Annotated in this window: 17 protein-coding genes; 2 read left to right on the top strand and 15 right to left on the bottom strand. The window is 44.4% G+C overall.

Going from position 1 to position 21,740, the window contains the following annotated elements:
• Positions 1–19: 19 nt before the first annotated feature.
• The 9 genes from AC1MBV_RS04770 to AC1MBV_RS04810 form a co-directional block, all read right to left on the bottom strand.
• The gene (locus AC1MBV_RS04770; RefSeq protein ID WP_480947658.1) at positions 20–1,264 is read right to left on the bottom strand and encodes a pyridoxal-phosphate-dependent aminotransferase family protein; all 1,245 of its coding nucleotides are present in this window, start codon (positions 1,262–1,264) and stop codon (positions 20–22) included.
• 29 nt (positions 1,265–1,293) lie between these two features.
• Positions 1,294–2,535, bottom strand: coding sequence for an allantoate deiminase (gene allC, locus AC1MBV_RS04775; protein ID WP_480947659.1), 1,242 nt, complete (start codon positions 2,533–2,535; stop codon positions 1,294–1,296).
• A 132-nt stretch (positions 2,536–2,667) separates the two neighbouring features.
• Positions 2,668–4,323: a PucR family transcriptional regulator gene (locus tag AC1MBV_RS04780; protein WP_480947660.1), complete on the bottom strand. Its 1,656-nt coding sequence runs from the start codon at positions 4,321–4,323 to the stop codon at positions 2,668–2,670.
• A 151-nt stretch (positions 4,324–4,474) separates the two neighbouring features.
• Complete coding sequence (allB, locus tag AC1MBV_RS04785) at positions 4,475–5,827, bottom strand: allantoinase AllB (RefSeq protein WP_480947661.1); 1,353 nt, start codon at positions 5,825–5,827, stop codon at positions 4,475–4,477.
• A gap of 16 nt (positions 5,828–5,843) precedes the next feature.
• Positions 5,844–6,938, bottom strand: a complete 1,095-nt coding sequence (locus AC1MBV_RS04790; protein WP_480947662.1) for an ABC transporter substrate-binding protein — start codon at positions 6,936–6,938, stop codon at positions 5,844–5,846.
• A complete protein-coding gene (locus tag AC1MBV_RS04795; protein ID WP_255747565.1) occupies positions 6,928–7,791 on the bottom strand; it encodes an ABC transporter permease in 864 nt (287 codons plus the stop codon). Before AC1MBV_RS04795 ends, AC1MBV_RS04790 begins: the two co-directional genes overlap by 11 nt.
• 59 nt (positions 7,792–7,850) lie before the next feature.
• The gene (locus tag AC1MBV_RS04800) at positions 7,851–8,597 is read right to left on the bottom strand and encodes an ABC transporter ATP-binding protein (RefSeq protein ID WP_480947663.1); all 747 of its coding nucleotides are present in this window, start codon (positions 8,595–8,597) and stop codon (positions 7,851–7,853) included.
• Between the two features lie 587 nt (positions 8,598–9,184).
• Complete coding sequence (locus AC1MBV_RS04805; protein ID WP_480947664.1) at positions 9,185–10,354, bottom strand: amidase; 1,170 nt, start codon at positions 10,352–10,354, stop codon at positions 9,185–9,187.
• A 139-nt stretch (positions 10,355–10,493) separates the two neighbouring features.
• The gene (locus AC1MBV_RS04810; protein WP_480947665.1) at positions 10,494–11,933 is read right to left on the bottom strand and encodes a glycoside hydrolase family 32 protein; all 1,440 of its coding nucleotides are present in this window, start codon (positions 11,931–11,933) and stop codon (positions 10,494–10,496) included.
• Between the two features lie 316 nt (positions 11,934–12,249).
• Here AC1MBV_RS04810 and AC1MBV_RS04815 point away from each other — a divergent pair, with 316 nt between their 5' ends.
• Both AC1MBV_RS04815 and AC1MBV_RS04820 read left to right on the top strand, forming a co-directional pair.
• Positions 12,250–13,233: an ATP-binding cassette domain-containing protein gene (locus AC1MBV_RS04815; RefSeq protein ID WP_480947666.1), complete on the top strand. Its 984-nt coding sequence runs from the start codon at positions 12,250–12,252 to the stop codon at positions 13,231–13,233.
• Positions 13,230–14,051, top strand: coding sequence for an ABC transporter permease (locus AC1MBV_RS04820; RefSeq protein WP_255747583.1), 822 nt, complete (start codon positions 13,230–13,232; stop codon positions 14,049–14,051). Before AC1MBV_RS04815 ends, AC1MBV_RS04820 begins: the two co-directional genes overlap by 4 nt.
• Positions 14,052–14,101: 50 nt before the next feature.
• Here AC1MBV_RS04820 and AC1MBV_RS04825 read toward each other — a convergent pair whose 3' ends face one another.
• The 6 genes from AC1MBV_RS04825 to AC1MBV_RS04850 form a co-directional block, all read right to left on the bottom strand.
• Positions 14,102–15,388 (bottom strand): MDR family MFS transporter, encoded by a 1,287-nt coding sequence (locus AC1MBV_RS04825; RefSeq protein WP_480947667.1) that lies wholly within the window; start codon positions 15,386–15,388, stop codon positions 14,102–14,104.
• Positions 15,389–15,724: 336 nt separating this feature from the next.
• On the bottom strand, positions 15,725–16,711 hold the full coding sequence (locus AC1MBV_RS04830; protein ID WP_480947668.1) for a D-2-hydroxyacid dehydrogenase: 987 nt from the start codon (positions 16,709–16,711) through the stop codon (positions 15,725–15,727).
• Positions 16,712–16,770: 59 nt separating this feature from the next.
• Positions 16,771–17,961, bottom strand: coding sequence for an MFS transporter (locus AC1MBV_RS04835; RefSeq protein WP_480947669.1), 1,191 nt, complete (start codon positions 17,959–17,961; stop codon positions 16,771–16,773).
• A gap of 160 nt (positions 17,962–18,121) precedes the next feature.
• Positions 18,122–18,976: a D-amino-acid transaminase gene (gene dat / locus AC1MBV_RS04840; protein WP_480947670.1), complete on the bottom strand. Its 855-nt coding sequence runs from the start codon at positions 18,974–18,976 to the stop codon at positions 18,122–18,124.
• A 757-nt stretch (positions 18,977–19,733) separates the two neighbouring features.
• Entirely contained in the window at positions 19,734–20,795 is a 1,062-nt protein-coding gene (locus AC1MBV_RS04845) for an iron-containing alcohol dehydrogenase family protein (protein ID WP_255747590.1), read from the bottom strand.
• A complete protein-coding gene (locus AC1MBV_RS04850) occupies positions 20,782–21,453 on the bottom strand; it encodes an MtnX-like HAD-IB family phosphatase (RefSeq protein WP_255747591.1) in 672 nt (223 codons plus the stop codon). Before AC1MBV_RS04850 ends, AC1MBV_RS04845 begins: the two co-directional genes overlap by 14 nt.
• Positions 21,454–21,740: the final 287 nt, after the last annotated feature.

Consider the following 21,740-nt stretch of genomic DNA (forward strand, 5'->3'; position numbering starts at 1 on the left):
AAACAATCCGAATCGTTGTTTATTCAGCCGCCTCATCATATACATCCATCGCCGCCTGCAAGCCCTCGCCACGATTGACAGAGACACCGCAGCGAATCAGTGACGCTTCCAATCCCGCAAGAACCGCGAGTACATTATCTTTTCGGCAGCCGTAGCCCATTGTACCGATTCGCCAAATCTTCCCTTGTAGCGAACCAAATGAACCGGCAATTTCAATACCAAATTGGTTCAACAATACGCCGCGCACATCATCTGCATTCGCGCCTTCAGGAACTGACACGCAAGTCACTGTCGGCATTTTGCATTCCGGATCTCCGAACAAATCAAGTCCCATGGCTTCGATGCCTGCCATCAGCGCTTTTTCATTTAACTTATGCCGAGCAAAACGCTTAGTCAGCCCTTCATCCAAAACAAGCCGCAGCCCCTCGTGCAGCGCATAGTCCATCGACGTTGCTTCAGTATGATGATTCAACCTGCGTTCACTCCAATAATCCTGAAGCTGGCTTAAATCAAAGTAATTACTTCGAATCGGCATCACAGCAGCCGAATTGTTGTCTGATTCAGTCGCGATACCCCGTTCAACTTTTTTCCTACTCAAAATGACGCGTTCGACACGTTCGTTATACGTAATCGGCGTGATTCCAGATGATACTGAAAGACATTTTTGCGCACCGCCGATCACCGCGTCAAGGCACCATTCATCAGCGCGAACATCGGCACCTCCAAATGTCGCAACACTATCAACGACCAGCAGAGTATTTAATTTGCGACATGCATGACCGATTTCAGACAAAGGCTGCATGCGTCCGGTCGACGTTTCTCCGTGAACAAGTGCTACGACTTTAGGTTGAACCTTCTCGATCTCCGCAATGACATCCTGTGGATCGAAAACAGTTCCCCACGGGCAGGTCATCGTATGAATTTCCGCACCGTAACGCTCGCCGATTTCAACAAACAGATCGCCAAAACGACCATAGATTGGGACCAGCATACGATCCCCCGGTTCTATGAGACTGGCAATGACCGCCTCGAGTCCGGCACGCGAAGTACCATCAATCGGATAGGCCCAATGGTTTTTTGTTTGAAAAGCCTCGCGCAGCATAGCCATCACTTCATTCATAACCTGCGTAAATGCTGGATCAAACTGGCCAAGAATCGGCATGGACATCGCACGTAGCACACGTGGATCGACCTCAACCGGCCCGGGAGTCATAATTTTACGCGGAGGCACTTTTAGCATTCGTTGTTCCATTGTTGTTTCCATAGTTTCACTCTTTTCCGCAAATAAATGATTTAATAAGCCATTTCGTGCAAGATTTTCATCAGCATACGTACACCGGTAGCCAAGTCTTCTATTTTTGTAAACTCTTTAGGAGAATGACTGATTCCATCATGACTTGGCACAAACATCATCGCCGTTGGGCAATAAACGCCGAAGATTTGCGAATCATGACCCGCACCGCTGACCATTTTTTTAAATGGTATTCCTGCCTTCTGCGCAAGTTCCACATGGCGCTGTGTCATCGCCGGATCCATCTTCACCGGTGCATCATCAAGCCATGTTTTAATATCAAGAGTAACCGCTTCTTTTTCTGCAATCAGCCGGAAATTCTCAAGTTCTTTCGTGCAGAAGTCATGGAGAACATCATATTCATGGTGACGGACATCGAGTGCAAAGGTACATGCACCGGGAATGACATTACCGACATTGGGCTGAATACTTATCTGACCAACCGTAGCAACCAATCCGTTGTTCTGTTCTTTCGCATGACCAACTACATCAGAAATCATTTGAGATGCGGCGTAGAGAGCATCCCGGCGACCGGCCATGGGTGTTGTCCCTGCATGATTGCTTTCTCCGGACAGACGAATGATCATGCGTTTCATCCCAACGATATGGCTGACCGGTGCCCATGTCAGATGCTCGTGTTCCAAAATCTGCCCCTGCTCAATATGCGTTTCCAAAAAGCAAGCAATATCTTCACGTCTTGCCGCGGGATACGCTCCTTGACCGAATCCCATTTGATGCATGGCATCTTCAAGAGTTGTGCCTTGTCCGTCCGTCACCGCACTTGCATCGTTCAAGTGATAGCGTCCGGTGATTGATCCGGAGCCCCAAAAAGCTAAGTGAAAGCGGCTGCCTTCTTCTTCGCAAAGGGCGACCGTCTCAATTGTCTTTTTCGGTGCCCCATACTCCTTCTGCAGTCTGCTGACTGCAATCATCGCCGCAAGAACACCGAAGGCTCCGTCATATTTTCCTCCGTCAACAACTGTATCACTATGCGATCCTGTAAGAATCACGCGATCGTGTTCTTCTGTTCCTTCTACTCTTCCAAAGACATTGCCGACATCATCAAAGCGAGCGGAAAGTCCCATTTCTTCCATTTTTTTCTTTATAGCACTTTGTGCTTCCATCCATGATTCGCTATAAAGTAAGCGCGTTACGCCGTCATTTTCGGTTCGTCCAATCTGTCCTAACCAGTTGATTCGTTCAGCGATCTCTTCCTTTAATGGCGCTGAGGTTCGAAAAGCCATCCGACGAGCCCTCTTTCTATGTGAAGTTACATAACATATATAGAACAGCTTCATTTTAGCAAAATTTCAAATTGCAACCATTGACATAATTTCTGTTTTTTTAATCTAAATTCAGTTAAACTGCACAATGGATCATTGCGGATGATTCATTGTATTTGTTTCATCGAGAAGCGACTTCAAGCGAAACGCGAAGCGAATTAAAAAACCTGTCTCAGGATCCTTCAAGTCCTTACCAAGTAACTGTTCACATTTATCAATCCGATAGATAACGGTATTTCGATGAATAAACAGTTTTTTAGCAGTCTCTGATATTTGGCAATTCGACTCAAAAAAGACAATCAGCGTATGGAACAGTTCCTCATCCTCTTCCCTCTCCGGAAATGCAAGCCTTTGAAACGTTTCACGATACAGCTTGTTTAAATCATCCATTGGTACCATACGTAAGAGATCGGAAAAACCCTTAGATTGATAAATTTGGATAAATTTGCGACGTCCGGAACGTAGGCCTGCTTGCAGCGCATCGACCGCGGATTGATACGCACGCGACAAATCAGAGAGATCCACGCAAATGTTGCTGACACCGAATGATAAGGTTTCGGAAAAGTATTGTTCCACTCGCTCCTGAGCATGCTGAAGATAAGGAATCAATGGACGCGAGTCATTCGTCCACCCTTCCCCAACATCAAGAAGACAGATACAAAAGCTGTCTTTCACGAAAAAATAGCCGTGAAAAGGCAGATTTTCCATTTCCCCTTCAATAAACTCGCTGACTTCATTCGTTTTCGTTCTAAATTTCGTAAAACTTGTTCGACTGTCGTCAAGATCAAGCTTCCCAACAACCGCAATCAATTTCTGTTCATCAGACATGTTAAACTCTCGTGCCCGATTAATGATCCCATCTTTAGATGTAAACTCGCCCGCGACAAGCTTCGATAAGTAGGCATCGCGTATTTTTCGTTCACTCTGCCTTAAAGCCTCATCCTTCATGAGTTCGAAGGCAAGAACGTTGGCCGCCTGCTCAATCGTCAGTACCATGATTCGTTCTTCCTGTGGGACGAATCCCTCTATAATTAAAAAATGACGCTTCATTTTATACGTATAAAGAGGGAATAGTGTAAATTCCTGATGCGTTTTCATAACACAAAAGGCATTATAAGGTTCCTTCATTTGTGCAAAGGATGAACCGACTTGTCTGAGTATGCGAAAACGATCCGCACTATCTTTTTCACTCGTATCACTTGAAGCGGCAATTGGCTTGAAAAACGAGTCAAGAAGAGCGGCAGGGCAGCCGATTATTTTCGACAAGTCCAGCAAAAGGCGCTCAACTCCCTCTCCATTCATAATATGATTGGAAAATTGCTGATGCGTATCAATCGCGAGCTGCAGTTCTTCCGTGCGCGCATGAAGGATAGAGGTCAATGTTTGATTAACGATATCAACCAATGGGATGCGATTTGGAATAAAGATCAAAGGAAAGTTAATCCGATCCGCAAGTTCAATCACTTCATTCGGTATCCCATTCATGAATCGATCCGTTTTGATGCCAAGTGCGGCGCAGCCTTTCAATGCCATCTTGTCGACGAGCTCAAGGAAGAAATCATTATGATTCTGCAAATGGTATCCGGAAGTAACGAGCCAGTCGTCCGGCTTCAGATAATCGATAATATCCGGCGCGTCCATCATATTGATGTTGCGAATTTCCCTTTCTCCGCCTTTTTCTCCTGCAATCCATTTAAATCCTCTGAAAACGGGTTCGGAAAAAATATCGCGCACTTTCAAAATGAACACTCCAATCCACATCCTTGTTACTCATCATTGAACCATTTTTCGAATGTTTTGTCGATTACACATCAAAAAAGGTTACCAAAACAATTTGCTTATAGAAAAAACGCGCCTTATTTACACGATCAAAGACGCGTTTGATTTCTATAGATACTCATCACTGTTCTCTTCTAATCAACCTGCCTTCTCCTGACTTTCCAACCACTGTCCCGTTTTCTGTAATCACTTGACCACGCAGAATTGTACAGATTGGCACCCCAACTCCCTTATAGCCGATAAAAGCGGATTGTTTATTTAAATAAGCTAACTGATCTTCCCTGATCTCCCACTCTTTTTTGGGATCAACAAGAACAAAATCAGCATCGTATCCCGGAGTCAGTTCGCCTTTTCGCGTTTTCATGCCAAAGACTTTAGCAGGATTTCGAGACATCATTCTTGAGAGAATTGTTGGTGACCATCCTCTTTTCTTTATTTCGTGAAACATAACCTGCAAGCTCGTTTGAACACCACTTATCCCGCCCCATGCTTTAAAAGAACCTTCAGATTCCGACTTTTCTTTCGGCGCACAGGGAGAGTGATCACTCGCGATTAAATCTAAGGTACCATCTTTTATATAATTCCAAAGCGCCTCACTTGCTTCTTTACTTCTTAATGGAGGGGCGCATTTAAAATACATCCCTTTTTCAAGAAATTGCTCAGTATTGAAAACCAAGTAGTGCGGGCAAGTTTCAGCAGTAATCTGAACACCTTCATATTTTGCACGTTTGATCGCTTCGGCTACTAATGGATGTGACACATGGCAAATATGCACATGCGTGCCAATTTCACGTGACAGTTCGATGATTGATTGTACAGCGATTAATTCAGCAACCACAGGTCTCGCTTTTAAGTAGTCCTCTCGCGATACGTTTCCATTCCTAACAGCAGTTGCTTCATTATAAGAAATAATCCCAAAATCTTCACAATGAAAACCGGCAAGTCCATTAAACTCCTTGATAATTTCTAGACCTTTTCGGACTCTGCCATAATCAAGCGACGTATAATCACTGGATACAGGAGCCAAAAATGATTTAAATGATGTCACACCGCACTCATTTAATTCGTTAAGCTTGTCAAGATTATCATTAATCATTCCGCCCCAGAATGCATAGTCGATATAGGACTTATTCTTTAACAACTGATGTTTTCGATCAAAAATGGCTCGATCAGTTAATGCCGGATCATTTTGAAGCGGCATATCGACAACAGTCGTCACTCCCCCAAGCGCAGCAGCCTGCGTCGCATGAGAAAAATCTTCACGCCATTCAAAACCAGGATCATTAAAATGAACATGTGCGTCAATAAGTCCCGGAAAAAGCAAGGCGTGATCCGCATCAATGACTGAATGTGCGGGTTCGATCGTATCCGCCGGCAGCAGCGCTCCGATTTTTTCTCCGCTCACCGCAACACTGCCTGAAAATACGCAATCAGCAGTAACAATTTTTGCGTTTTTAACGATTAAATCAAACAACGAGGGTCACTCCTGTTTAGTCATTTACTTCAATTAATTTGCTGTCCACTTTTTTAAGCACACTGGTTGTGGAATAACTGCTCAATGCCGGTACTTCTTTAATGTTTTTATTTGCCTTCATGAAGTTTCCCATAACACTCGCGCTATCTGTGAAATCTTTGCTCCAGGCCATTGAATAATTATTTTTTGCCATAATTCTTTTTGCGTCGCTCTTTGAAATTTTAATCTTTTTCGCAACAATTTCTGCCGCTTCATCCGGATGTTCATTAATAAATGCTGTTGCTTTATTTAACGCCCGTAAGAATTTCACTGCTTGATCCGGATGCTCTTTATAAAAATTATCAGACACGGCCACAGTCATATAAAAATTGAGCCAATTGACATCGCCTTGTTTATCCGGCAAATATGATTTTTTACCCGTAAACAAGATCTTTCCTCCGGCAGCAACTGCTTTCCCTACCCAAGGTTCCCATACTGCTATCGCATCAACGTTACCTTTTTCAAGAGCAGTCAACTGATCAGCGGCTTGCAGATTAACAAATTTGATTTTATTGTAATCGACGCCAAGTTCCTTGCACATGCTCTGGATAGCGATAATGACTCCAGATCCGGTTGTGGCACCGATTTTCAAGTTTTCGAGATCTTTGGCAGATTTTATTTTCAGACCTTTGCGAGCAACAATACTTTGTGTGTTCCCGGCATTAGCAAGCGGGGCAATTAGTTTTGCGTTGACACCATTCGCAGCTACCGAAATATTATTGTAAATGGATCCGAAAATCACTTGAGCACTTCCGCTTGAAATGAGCGAAGCATTCTGATCAGGACCAGCCATCAGGTGATTTTTCACCTTCAGACCCTCATCCTTAAAATAGCCTTTTTCTTGAGCGATAATTTGTTGACCGGAAACTTGCGGATCAAGTTCACCATACGCTTGAATGACATTTGAACTTTTATTTGATGAATTTCCCGATTTAGTTGATGATGATGAACACCCCGCCGTAAACACAGAGATGACGAGCAGCAATACGGTTACTAAGATGAGTGATTTATGCTTCGTAAATGATTTCATTTTTGTGATTTCCCCTTTTCGTGTTTTCTTTTTAACGTTCAACCGCACTCTGGATTCCGTCCTTTTTCCAACGGAAGAGAATAGATTCCAAAAATAACAAAATATAATTAAAAAGTGTATAGAGCAAACCAATCAGCATGCATGACATAAACATGTCATCCAATTTAAACCAGTTTCTTGCATTCACAATGATAAAACCGAGTCCCTCACTCGATCCCATCATTTCAGCAACAATTAAGGCACCAAAAGCGAGTGCAAGACTGATGCGCATACCAACAAAAACATTGGGAAGTGCCGCTCGTAAAATAACACGGGTAAAGATTTGATAACGTGTCGCTCCCAAAGTCATTGCGCTTCGGATCCATGTCGGATTGACGTTTTTGATGCCATCCATCGTATAGGTTAATACAGGTAAAAAAGTCGCATAGGCAATGAGCATGATCTTCGAAAATTCACTGATTCCGAACCAAATCATAAAGATTGGGAGAAAAGCGAACACAGGAATGGGACCAAGCATATTAAGAACAGGACTAATCAAATCGTTAGAGAGTCTTGATTGACTCATCATAATACCAAGAAGAACGCCAACGAGTGAGCCAAATGCAAATCCGAGCAACACCCTAGTCACACTGGCTCCGATTGCGTTGATCAGCATTCCATCAAGCAAATAGCCCCAGGTTGTATGTAGAACAATCATCGGTGATGGGAAAAATTGTGGATTGAACCAAATAAAATGCGCATTCATAGAGCTGAATAATTGCCAAAGTAAAAAAAATACGACTAATGAAAGAGCCTGAACATATTTTGAATAATTTTTTCGATTTACACGTTTGGCAGATGTCAATGGTCTATTGACGACAGATTGAATTGGGCTTTTCGTTATTTCATCAATCATTATGTCACCCCTAACCTTATTGCTTGGCATTTCTTATGATTCACATGAGAACCAGCACATCAATCCATGACAAGTTCATTTTGTTCAAACAGTACTTTTTCGAATTTTTTTGTATAGTCAATGAACTGAGATGCATGAATGGAACGAGGACGCTCCATTTCAATTTTTTCATCCATACAAACTCTGCCTTCTTTTAATACAATGACTCGATCCGCCAAGTAAACGGCCTCGGCAATGCTGTGGGTAATAAAAATGACTGTTTTTTTCGTCTCTTTCCAAATGCGCAGTATTTCAATCCGCATCTTTTCTCGAGTCATTGCATCCAACGCGCCAAGCGGCTCATCCATTAGAAGAAGCTGCGGATTTGTAGCTAACGCTCTCGCAATGCCGACTCTTTGAGCCATACCTCCCGAAAGGCTGGAAGGATACACCTTTTCATAGCCTTCAAGACCTACCATTTTAATCAGACGTTTTGAGATACGATAGGCATCCTTATTTTTTAATGCTTTAGGACCAAATGCGACATTATCTAAGATGTTATACCACGGAAACAGACCGTGATCTTGAAACACAACACCTCTTTGTTCTGAAGGTTTTGACACGAACTGCCCATCGACACTTATCTCACCTTTATCCGGTTTAATAAATCCCGCCAGCAAGTTTAGCAGAGTCGATTTACCACAACCGCTGTGACCGAGTACACAAACAAATTCATTTTCATTGATCTCAAAGCTCACATCATTTAGAACATATTTTCCAGAGTTACCATAGGATTTAAAAAGATTCCTCACATTAACAAATGGCACTTTTCTACCTCCTTCGCTTTAATTTTTTCATGTTCAATTGTTCGCCATGATCAATTATCTAATAAATCATAAATTAATAATAATTCTAACAGTACATGCATGTCATTATTCATAACATACAAAATGTGAATATAATATTGTGTAACTTAAACATACATATACCGTTAAATAAGATAACAGTTGGTGACATAAGAAAAACCGGACAAAAAAACGCCCGGTCCTTACTTCCGCAGGATGCGGTGGCTTTCGCGTTGCATACAGGACGTATGCGTGATTAGCGAAAGTTCCTTTGTCATGTGTGATTGGTTTGTGTCTTTACGGTGCTGAATCATCGCTTCGGTTGCTCGCATCAACTGAGCGCGACCGCGGGCGCACCGCGAGCCTCCTCAGACAAGCAGAAATCTGCGGGGTCTCGCTGGCACCTGATCCCGCAGGCGTCTCGCACCTCCGCTTTGATTCTCGGCCAAGACACTGGTTTATTCGTTTAAATACGGGGCAACATCTTATACTTATCTTGTAAAAAAGCCCCTGAGCCAGCAGTCTGTTTGTTCACTGCATACTCATAGGGCTTTTGATTAATTTTATAATTAGAAATAATTTTTGATATATTGGAGCAGCTTTCGGTCAGTTCCATACCCAGAAACAAAAGACAAACCGATCGGATGGCCATGGTCATTGAGCGGAACGGTCACTTGCGGCAAACCCGATACGCCGGCGATACAGGTTAGTTTCATCGTTCGGGCACGTATTTTTTCGCTCTCTTCAAAGCTGGCATCGCGTTTCGGGGCCGGTCCGTATGTGGTTGGAATGATCAGAATACCATTTGCGCCGAGAAATGCGCGGATTTTTTCTGTAAACTGCTGTTTTAATTGTGAGGCATGGTGATAAGCTGCGTCCTTTTTCATTTTTGAAGCCGCTATAAAGCGTCCGCCAACATCTTTCGCAAAGTGCGGATGATACCGTTCAATCCACTCTCCATGCGACTGCCAAGCTTCATAGCCTTGTAAGATCCGAAAGGTTTCCGCAAGCTCAGCAGGCGTTGCTTCTGGAAGAGAAGCGGTTTCTAATTGCCCAGACGAAAAGTGTTCATTGATAAACGCATGCAACACTTCTTGGGCGGACTCGGAATCAACTTGATCCCAAGCTTCGCTTAAAAGGTAGAAGCGTTGAAAGGAAGCTGTGGAGTCTGATTCAGGAAGCAAACATTGGCCCACCCGTTCGAGAACATCTGCATCCCGAGCCATCCAGCCTACCGTGTCAAAACTTGGTGCAAGCGGAACAACACCTTCCAAGGATACCAGATTATGCGACGGACGCATGCCAAACAAGCCGCAATATGCGGATGGTATACGCACCGAACCGCCTGTATCGGTACCAAGCGCAAAATCGACAGCTCCGGATGATACGGCAACTGCCGATCCGCTTGATGATCCGCCTGAGAAGGCATCGGGTACACGCGGATTCATTGTCGGCGGATAATGGATATTGTCTCCCTTGAGACTGTACATCAGTTCATCCGTTACCGTCATGCCACGCAGCAGAGCACCTTGCTCCAATAGTTTTCGGATGACAGGTGCATGCGCCTTGGCAGCTTGATGCGTTGTTGCCCAAAGCGGATTGCCCGCACTGTTCACATGTCCTTTAACAGCAAATATATCCTTTGCCGCGAACATCAGCTCATTGAGCTGCCCGCTGCCTGTAGACGGAACATTCATCCCATCTTTTGTAAAAGCACCGAATGTCTCGTGCATGTCCATAATCAAGCCCCCTCAATTAAAGCAAAAAAATACCATTATTATCAGAATAATAGAAAACAGCCGGCTTGTCATGATCTAACATGACCAAACACAGCTGATTTTGATGGACACAACGCACATTTGCAGTGTCTATTAATCTTTATTCTTCATTCCAAATATCTTTGAGTGACCATGAATGCATGTTTTGCACGGTTAATCGCCCACCACTGGCAAATAACTGCACGCCTTGATTTTGTTCTGTTGGATAGATTCTGCTGGTCATGACTTTCTCTCCGTCATTCACAAACACTTCTACTGAAGAACGATCCAAATAGATTCTGAGTTTGAGAGAATCACGCTTAGGGAGTTTGGTACGCCGCGTGCCGCCTGATCCGGTACCGCTTTTTGATCGGTCAAATGTCAGGACACAATTTGCGGCATCATACTCAAGCACCGTCTCCTCTGTTTTTCCGCAGCGTAATTTAATGCCAAAACAATCTGCATCGGACTCGTGAAGATCAACGAGTAGTTCAAGTTCAAGCAAGTCATCGTCCAGCTGATTTAATGTGTGACTTCCGGAAACCTGTAGATTTTCCGCGTTCATTCGTTCATTTTTTCTCAGGTGGAGGAGCTCAGCGACTGGAGTCATGCGAATGTTCCCATCTGCGCCAAGACGCAGCTCGCGCGGCAAGGTCAGCGCACCGGCCCAGCCTTCCGCTTGTTCGGGCATAGGCGATTCCCACATGTCCATCCAACCGATCACAATTCGCCGTCCGGAATGATCTTGAAAGGACTGAGCCGCGTAAAAGTCATGGCCGTTGTCCAATTCTTTGAAATGTCCGTAGTTGAATTGCAAATGCTCATAATCAAAATTTCCAACGAAATAGCCGGTTTGATACAGGTTTTGGTACAAATCATTTTCAGATTCAATGCCTTGCGGCGAAATCATGAGGATATGCTTGCCGTCAAGTTCAAAGAAATCTGGACATTCCCACATATAGCCCAAATTTTTGCCACTCTGCGCCAGGACACCAAGATAGGTCCAATTTTTCAGATCGCTCGAGCGATACAAGACCACTTTTCCAACACGGTCCTTGCATGTTCCGGCAATTAAATAGAAATGATCACCTCTTCGCCACACCTTTGGGTCGCGAAAATCACCGGATCCTTCTTTAGGATGTGTTGCGATGATCGGGTTTTCCGGAGACTTTTCAAAATTGATACCATCTTTGCTCACGGCAAGGCATTGAACCTGATCGGAACTCTTTTTTGCATCGTCTGCATTGCGATGTCCCGTGTAAATTAAGCACAGCTTACCATCTTTTTCAATAGCGCTCCCAGAGAAACAGCCGTCACGATCAAAGGAATCGCCGGGAGTGAGCGCAATCGGGTAATGCTTCCAATGAACAAGATCACGACTTGCGACATGGCCCCAATGCATCGGCCCCCATTCAACACCATTTGGGTAATGCTGAAAAAATACATGATACATGCCCTGATATTGTACAAGCCCATTGGGATCGTTTATCCATCCGGATGGTGCCATAATATGATAGCCGAGCCGCCATCTCTTTTTTTCTTTCGCCTGTTTGAAAACCATAGGTACACTCCATTCGTTTCAATAAATAAATGCTTATATTTTTATAAATGTCATTCGGTTGACAATATAACGATACCGTTACTCATTTAAGTATGCATGCATGGATCAGAGATCGCCAGCCCATTTTGCATTTACCAATAATTTTCCATTACAAAATATAGATGAGCGTTTTTTTACAAGGGTTCAGATTCGCTTTTATCCGCAAAATTTCATACAATTGACACATATTACGTTTTTTATGAACTTGGCGATACTAATGAGTAGCACTTTTCACGAGTTAATCGCCAACAATCGGAGGAAAAAGATGAACAACGACTTGGACACTCACAATCAGCCGCTTGCCATTAAAGCGACCGGCTTAGTCAAACGTTATGGAAAACACCGTGCTGTCGACGGCATCGATTTAGCCATCCCGCAAGGCATCGTGTACGGGTTTCTCGGTCCAAACGGTGCCGGAAAAACAACAACCATGAAAATGCTGGCCACCTTGTTGAAGCCTGATGAAGGCAGCGCTCAGGTCATGGGCCATGATCTGTTAAAGGAACCGGATGCCGTGCGTACACGCGTCAGCCTCACCGGTCAATTTGCTTCGGTTGATGAAGACCTGAACGGAATTGAAAATTTAATTCTCATTGCACGACTGATGGGCTACTCTTCACGAATTGCGAAAAAAAGGGCGTCCGAACTTCTAGATGCATTCGGTTTACAAGATGCCGCAAAACGACAGGTTAAAAAATATTCGGGCGGCATGAGGCGGCGCCTGGACATTGCGGCCAGCATGATCATACGTCCGGATTTGCTTTTCTTGGACGAACCGACAACCGGGCTTGATCCGCGCAGCCGCAACCAAATTTGGGATATTGTGCGCGCACTCGTCACCACCGGTACAACCGTGCTGTTGACCACGCAATATCTGGATGAAGCCGATCAACTCGCCGACCGAATCGCCGTTATTGACCATGGAAAAATTATCGCAGAGGGGACAAGCGGTGAACTCAAAGCATCGGTCGGATCTGGTGTGCTTCATGTACGGCTTCTCGACCCTTCGACACGTGCTCAGGCGCAGCAGCTACTCTCAGATGCACTCGGCACTCCCGTCCGTCTTTCCTCAGATCCTGCTGCACTTGCCGCGCAACTTGCAGGGACAAAGGCTGCATCAAAAGCACTTGCCGCGCTCGATGCGAATCAAATTGAGGTCAGTGAATTTTCACTTGGCCAGCCGAGCCTTGATGAAGTATTCCTAACGCTGACTGGTAAACCGGCAGAAAATGAAGAGCAGAAAGAGGGTGCGAAGTCATGAGCGAAGAGCAGAGCATGGCTAAAATGCGTGCCGCACTTGTTGAACAAGAACGTCCGCCGCGTCCAAACGGAATCGCGACATCGCTCACCTTCGCATGGCGCGCACTTTTGAAAATAAAATATGTACCGGAGCAGCTGCTCGATGTCACTTTTTTCCCGGTGATGTTCACGTTAATGTTTACCTATTTATTCGGTGGCGCGCTCGCCGGATCAACAAGTCAATACTTGCAGTTTTTAATTCCCGGTATTCTGGTACAGACGGTCGTTTTCACCACAGTATATACCGGCGTTTCTCTGAATGATGATATCTCTAAGGGAACATTCGACCGTTTTCGATCGTTGCCCATCTGGAGCCCATCGCCCTTAGTCGGTGCGCTCATCGCTGATACGGTGCGTTACACGATCGCTTCAATAATTGTGATCGTCTTAGGTTTGATTCTTGGATTCCGACCGGCAGGAACTATTCTTGAAATTATCGCAGGGATCATTCTTGTGCTGATCTTTGCGTTCAGTCTCTCCTGGATCTTTACCGTAATCGGGCTCATTCTGCAAACGTCGAAAGCAGTGATGGGCATCAGCATGACGCTGTTATTTCCGGTCACGTTTGCCAGCAATATTTTCGTTGATCCGGCGACAATGCCCGGCTGGCTGCGCGCAACAGTCAACGCCAATCCAGTTTCGATGCTGACCACCGCTGTCCGTGGGTTAATGGGCGGTCGCGTTGCATTTACTGAAATCATCTGGGTACTCATTGCCTCGGCAGTATTGATTCTCATCTTTTCACCAATCACGATGTATCTTTATCGAAATAAGCGATAATGAAACAGCAAAAAGGATGCGAGCCGGAAATCGGCTTCGCATCCTTTTTATTACAGATTGCTTGAATGACCCGACACGCTCAGCTTGCTTCGATCATACAGTGAGAACATTAAACCGTACATGATCATACCGAGAAAAGCAATCGTCCCGAGAATGACAAAAGTCCATGGGTAACCGAACCAAACAGTCATCGGTATGGCAATCGGAGCGAGTGTTCGTCCGAGTGAATAGCGCAAACCTGATGCTGCAAAATACTGAGCACGCAAATGTTTTGGAGCCAGCTTGGCAATGAAGCTGTCCTGCACACCAACCGTCATCAGTTCTGCCCAAGAAAAGAGTACAATGCAGAAGAGCAGCAGCCAGATGTTTTGCGTCGACCCCATCAGAATCATGGCAATTCCATAGCAAAGAGAAGACCCCATAAACACATTGCCCTCACGAAATTTCGTCATCCATTTGGTCACGATAACGGTCAGAAGCGCCACGCAAAGACCGTTCATTGATACCATAACACTGTACAGGTTTCTTCCGCTGATCGCTACTTGCCAATTTCCAAACGATAACAACGTTTGGAGCGGCACCTTATCGGTGGTGTACACTGCGATCAGCATATCAAGCTGCAAGAATGTCTGAGCGACCAGCACACCTGCCAATATGTAAAGTAGAAAAATGTGATCTGTGAAAATCACCCGATAATCGCCAAACTGATCAATCAAATGTTTCATCCAGTTTGGTTTTACCTTCTCTTGAATCTGTTCGGCTTGCGGCGCTGTCTCATGAATCCAGTGCTGCAGTGCCCAAATCAAGCCGGCGCTCACAGCGGTACAAATAAGTAAAAGCAGAAAACGATCACTGAAAAAGAAAACGGCACCTAAAAGCGGACCAACGACAACCGTGACATTAATCGACGTGTAAAATAATGCGAACACGCCTGCCCGGTGCTGCGCAGGAACGATATCGGCAATCATCGCGCTGCTCGCCGGCCCATACAGCTGGCCAAACAAACCAAGTAATGAAAAGCTGATAAACGTTACCCATGGCGATACAAACCAAGGTGAATTTGCATAAGCGAAAAATGCGAAGCACACCGTCTGGCCGATTGCGGAAAAAACCATCATCCGTTTCCGACCAAAGTGATCGGCACAATAGCCGCCGAAAAGTCCAAGAACAACACCTATAACTTGTGAAAGAATCAGCAGCAGTCCGGCCATTTCTTGGCCGAAATGCTCAGAAAAATAAATCGCCATAAACGGAAAATACATCCAGAAAAGAATATTGAATAGTCCTTCTCCGATGAATCGAACTTTTAAATTTATATCCCAGTCACGCCACTTCATTAAAATTACCACCTTTTTGCCAAACTAAAAAGAGTCCGAGCGCAGCAACGAAATGCTGAGCATCGGACTCTTTCAATCAAGTCATATAACGAGCACAGCTACGCTTTTAGGCAAATCACCATTCGGTTTTGAGACAAAACAAACATGGGCACCAATGCATTTATGTGTTTGTCTGCGGAAAAACGATACCGATTTTGCGTAACCATTGTTCAACCCTCATTTTCTTTTTAAGTGATTCAGATTTTCAAAATCTGATCAAAGAGCAGTCTTTGAATTATACTTCATTTGAATTCGAATGACAATCGGCGATCCGCTGACATCCGACAACTTAATCGTTTAGTAGCCGAGCATTTTGTTCACTGCATTAATTAAAGGACGTCCTTCACTGTATCGGTGCAGATTTTCAACAAAAAGATCCATGTACCTTTGCTCGTAATTGGAAGAATAGTAAGCCCGGTGCGGCGTGATGATCACATTATCCATGTTCCAGAATTGGTGTTTCTGCGGCAGCGGCTCAATTTCAAATACATCGAGCGCTGCACCGGCGATTGGACCGTTCGTTAAGCAAAACGCAAGATCAGACTCAACAATCAGATTCCCACGACCGATGTTTACCAGATAACTACCATTTTTCATGAGACTGAGCCGCTTTTTATCAAAGCTATGTATGGTTTCGCTTGTTGCAGGAAGTGCTAGGACAACGAAATCCGATTGAGCAAGCACTGCATCCATTTGATCCATGCCGACCACTTGATCGGCAGGATCGTGATCGCCATGCCTTTTTTGCGGATTTCTTCGGCAGCCGATCACTTTCATATCAAATGCCTTGCATCGGCGGGCTATTTCATAACCAATGTCCCCATAACCAATAATGCCTACTGTTGTTCCCGCCAAATCTCCGACGTTTGCTTCATCCCAAGTCCCGGCCATTTGTTTGCGAACAAAATGGGGCACCTTTTTCGCTAGAGCGGTGATCATTGCCAGCACATGTTCGGCAATCGGCACAGATGTACAGCCACGTGTATTGGTAATCATCAGTTCATGATCAACCACTTCCTTGCGCAGCATCATGTCGACACCAACACTGGCGGACTGAACCCATTTCAAGTTTTTCGCTTTTGGCAAAATTTTTAAATCATCACGATAACCGGCAGTCAACATCACATCACATTCAGCAAGTGCACTAAGCGGCTCAGGTTCCGGTGCTCCCGGCGTCCACGGATCGTAAACAATCTTTTGGCTAAGCTTCGAAAGCTCCTGCAATGCGTCATTGGATAACACATTTCGTATATAGATAATCGGCTCTATTGGATCGAACTGCATGAAAAAACCTCCTTCTGAAATGAATTCATCGATGTATGGATTTTTTGTTTTTGAATTATTTACTTCGCACTCAATTGCTTTTGACTGCCTCTATTGGGATGAGCGGTCAAAGTACCCTGCCTTGTAATCAACACCATAATGATACAAAGGACAATAAGCACCGATCCCCAAAAAGGAGCGGAGTCATGAAAGAAGAACAGCCAACCGGCAAGCAGCGGACCAATAGCCCTGCCCAGGCTGTCCGTGGATTGCTGCAAGCCCATCACCATTCCCTGTCCTATTGAATCCTGCTTAGACAGTAAAGATACAAGCGTGGGCTGTACCAGTGCGTTACCGATTCCGACCAGCGCACAGCCAAGAAAAATCATCCATACTGATTGTGATAGAGCAATGCATACATAACCGGACGCATTAATCATTGCGCCGATTTTTGCCGCGTGCATCTCGCCAAGTCTGTTATAAATCGTACCCATGATAAATACCTGCAAGATCACTGCGGCCAAGGATTCCGTGCTGAATGAAAGACCGGTCTGGCTGGCGCTTGCGCTGAACCGTTCAATCATAAAATAGCCGAGCATTGAAAAGAATCCTGAAGCGGCGACAGCCATACCAAAGGTCATTAGAAACAGTTCCCAGCATCCTGGTTGAATCAGGATGCCAAGCGACTTAGCAAAAGACAGATTATCCTTCCGAATGGTTTTTCTTTTCGGTTCCTTAATAAAAAGGATTGCAAACGGGATAGTTATGAAACTAAGCATTCCCGCTATAAGAAAGGGCATGTTGATGCCAAACGGTGACAGCAAGCTCCCGACAACCGGACCACAAAGAAATCCAAGCGTATTGGCTCCTGCCATTTTGGCAATGACCGGTCCTCGTTGACGTTTATCGTACACATCGCTGATCATTGCATAGACGGCGGGCATCGCACCCGTTGAAACGATCGCACCGATAATTCGGATGAAAAGCAGCTCGGTATAGGTCGTGGCGAAAATCATCAAAAGAAACGCAACACCAAAACCGAAAAGGCCGAAGACAAGGACCGGTTTGCGCCCGAATTGATCAATCAATCGTCCCCAAAAAGGGACAATCACAAACTGAGCCACTGCCCATCCGGTGATCAGCGAGCCCATTTGAAACGAATTAAGGCCAAGGTGGGCAGCCAAATAAGGCAATGCCGGGAACACAATACCATAGCCCGTCATCGAAAGGAACATAATAAATGCGAGTAAATAAAACGAATGCTTTGCCATTGATGGTCATCCCTGCTTCAACTATGGTGTGCTTGCATGAAAAAACAGCTATTCGCTTCCGTTCGGGAACAGCTGCTTTGACTCCAACATTCTAAGCTTACAATTTTTTATTGAACATGCCGATCAATTCAGGCAACAGCCCTCGCATATTTTTCAATGATCAGACATTTGCGATGAATTGTTCCACATCATGATTAAATGCATCGAGCAAACGCAGAGTCATTGATCCCGGCTTTCCATCGCCGACGGGCTGGCCATCAATCTGGGTGACCGGTGTAACACGCACACCGGTGCTGGTAATAAATACTTCATCCGCATTCCGTAATTCTTCTGTTGTAAACGTGCGTTCTTCAACTGGGATGCCAAGCCGTTCTGCAAGCTCCAGCACAAAAATACGCGTAATTCCGTTTAAGATGAAATGATCGGCAGGATGTGTAATCAGTACACCATCTTTGACCATGAATGCATTGCATGTTGTACCCTCCGTAACCACACCGTCACGATGAAGAATAGCATCATCAGAACCTTGTTCAAATGCTTCCTGATTGGCGAGCACGTTGCCGAGCAGGTTCAGTGTTTTAATGTCACAGCGCAACCAGCGAATATCATCGAGAAGGCTGACTTTAATGCCGTCTGCATGCAAATCCTCATCCTTTGATGTCGCTTCGATACTCCCGGTCAGCACGCAATCAATCTTCTGCTCCGGAAAGCGATGTTTCCGCGCAATCGCACCTCTTGTAATTTGAAAATACACATAACCGTAGTCCATTTGATTTTCTCGAATCAACTTGTCCAGATTTTCGGCCAGATGGTCCGTATCATAAGGAAGTGAAAGCCTCAGCTCGCGTGCACTTCGATTCAATCGTTTCATATGCAGGTCAAGCAGGAACATTTTTCCATTATAAACACGAAGCGCCTCATAAATGCCGTCGCCAAATTGGTAGCCGCGATCCTCCATATCTACCTTGCCTTGTTCTCTTGATAGAAACGAATCATTATACAGAATTGTACTCATATTCCCTGCCCCTTCCTTATCTAGCTCCTTGCCAAGCTGCGTGTCGGATCAAAAAACTTTAATTCTTTCCAAATTAATTATAACTTGCGTAAAGCCGACACCACAACCACCAATATCGTGTCTATTTGATGTAAAAAAAACTTGGCAAAAAATGTCTGCTCCTTACTTTCACACGATGTGATGGCTTTCGCGTTGCAAACAGAACATATCGTAGGTAGCGAAAGCTCCTTTATCTCACTTCTGTTTCACTAAGCATTCTGATCCTTATAAGCAACAAATAAAATAAGCGGAATTTTTCCGCTTATATGCACCATGAAGCTTATTTCGCCGGTAAATAGGGGTAATTTTTCCGCTTATGCAAAGCAAATCCCTCTATTTTCATGTTTTTCGATTCGATAAGCGGAATTTTTCCGTCTATTTAAGCGATTTTTTCGCTCATTTTCTAAATAAGGGTAATTTCTCCGTCTATTTATCAGATAAGGCGCTTAACCTGATCACCCAACCGATACGTATGGATTGGGATTCAGCATCTTATGACCTTATCGTCGTGCCAGCGAGGCAAAACGATACATTTTATTTACCTGTAAAGAAAAACTTGGCGCAGCCAGGTCCTTAGACATCAGCTGAATCTCCTTTTGATCGAAATCTCTTTTCAATCTTATACGGGGGATATCGCTTATCTTTTTCTCTTTTATATAAAGAAAAGCAGAGACAGCCAATCGTCTCCGCTTCGTCAGCTTCATGCTCTTCAGTTTAGTTATGCTAGTATTTCTTTTAAAATCGGATCTTCATGCAAAATACGGTGTGCCCGCTCTCGATATTCAGCTACATGTAAGAACGTATAGCGCATCGGTTTCATTTCAGGAGCCCGGTCGATCGCCATATCAAAGTCAGCCATCGTCATGCCGACTGTTTTAGCGAATGTGAAGAAACCGGTATCTTGAAGCACCTTCGTGACGCGTTCATAGCGATGATTTTGAACCTTGCTCATCAAGTAGGTGGCAACTCCGACTTGAATGCCATGCAGCTGGGGTTTCTTCGAATAGGTGTCTAGCGCATGAGAGATCAGATGCTCGCTGCCGCTGGTCGGCGCACTGCTTCCGGCAATTTCCATTGAAATTCCGGCCATGGTCAATGAATCAACAAGCTCTTTGAGAAAAAGGTCGTCGCAAATTGTACCGAAATCGGTACGAACAAAACTGTTGACTGCCTTCTTCGAGAGCATCAACGCACAGTCATCCACACGTGTGTGTCCGTTCTTTTCTTCAAAAATCCAATCCTCAGCTGCCGTGATTTTCGAGACAAGGTCGCCTACTCCTGAATAAATAAAGCATTCCGGCGCATTTTTAACGACATCAATATCGATCAAAATTCCATAAGGCATTTTCGCATGTACAGATATGCGACGTCCGTGAATCGTTAAAGAAGTGTTCGAACTGGAGAAGCCATCATTGGACGTTGACGTCGGCACACTGATGAACGGCCATTTTCTTAGCAGTGCTGTGTATTTTGCCGCATCCAATGCTTTTCCTCCGCCAATACCGATGACCGCTTCAGTTTGAGCCGGCAGTTGGAATGCATGGTCGACAACGCTGTCTATATCAATATCGCTGACTTCTTTTGTTTCAAGAACATCGATCCCGGCTGCTTTCATTGATCCGAATACTTTCTCACCAAGCATATCGGTTAAGCCCATGCCAAAGAAAATAACGACCTTCTTAAATTGATGACGGCTGAGCAGTCGTCCGATCTCCGCCATATTTCCTTTCCGAACATCGAGCAAAGAAGGAACAACAATCTGATGATTATCGGCTCCCATTGATTATGGCCTCCTCATGAATATCGAGAAATTTCTCTATATCTTTAAAATTATTGATTGCTACATAATCTTTATTTTCCTGATCAAGCAACGGTTGAAGCTTCCCTTTAGCAAAAATTGTATCTGCCAGCATTGCTGCTTTCAAATCCGGAAGACTGTCTCCGGCAAAAAAGACCGTGTCATAATCCTTCATTAGATCGCGTGCCAATTTTTGCTTGTCAATCCCGTAGAGTTCTGAAAAATAGGCTCCGTTTGGGTCGGGACGTAATTGAATGCCTCTGTTCTCATAGACACCGGGATTGGAATATATTTTCACTCCTGTTATACCCTGTTTTTCAAAAATACGCTTAATGTAATAATCTGTACCAGCACTAATGACAACAAAGTCACCGCCGAGCTTCTTGACCTTTTCAATAACCTTTTTCGCATCAGGATCAAAAGGAACAGCATCAATATCCTCGTCGATCTGGGCTTGGTCACGATCTACAGAACGAAATAAACGGCTTAGATACTCGAGATCAGTCATGACTTTCTTATCCCAATCATCGTAGAGTTTCTCGCGTTGGTCTGCAAAATGGCGGTCAATGATCACGTGAAAAAAATCTTTATCGGATAAAGTTCCGTCAAAGTCGGAAAGAAAGAGGAAAGGTTTTGTCATATAATAAAACTCCTTTTTTCATTCTGTTATATTACAGAAATAGTATAACAGAAAAACAATCGTTTTGAATTTTATGGAAGCGCCGTCAATGTGTCGAAGTGATGACGTTCGGAAAATTATTTCTTCCTAGTATGCCTTATCAATTAACTTTTCATGTTGCAATTGGACATCGTCAACGATCGCAAAGAAAACTTGCCTATCTTTCCTATTTGTCTTTAAAAAAATACCCCAATGATTTTTAAGGATCATTAGGGTAAACTATTTTGTGAACTATTGTAATTTATTAT

Source organism: Sporolactobacillus sp. PKPK-6, from assembly GCF_056678885.1.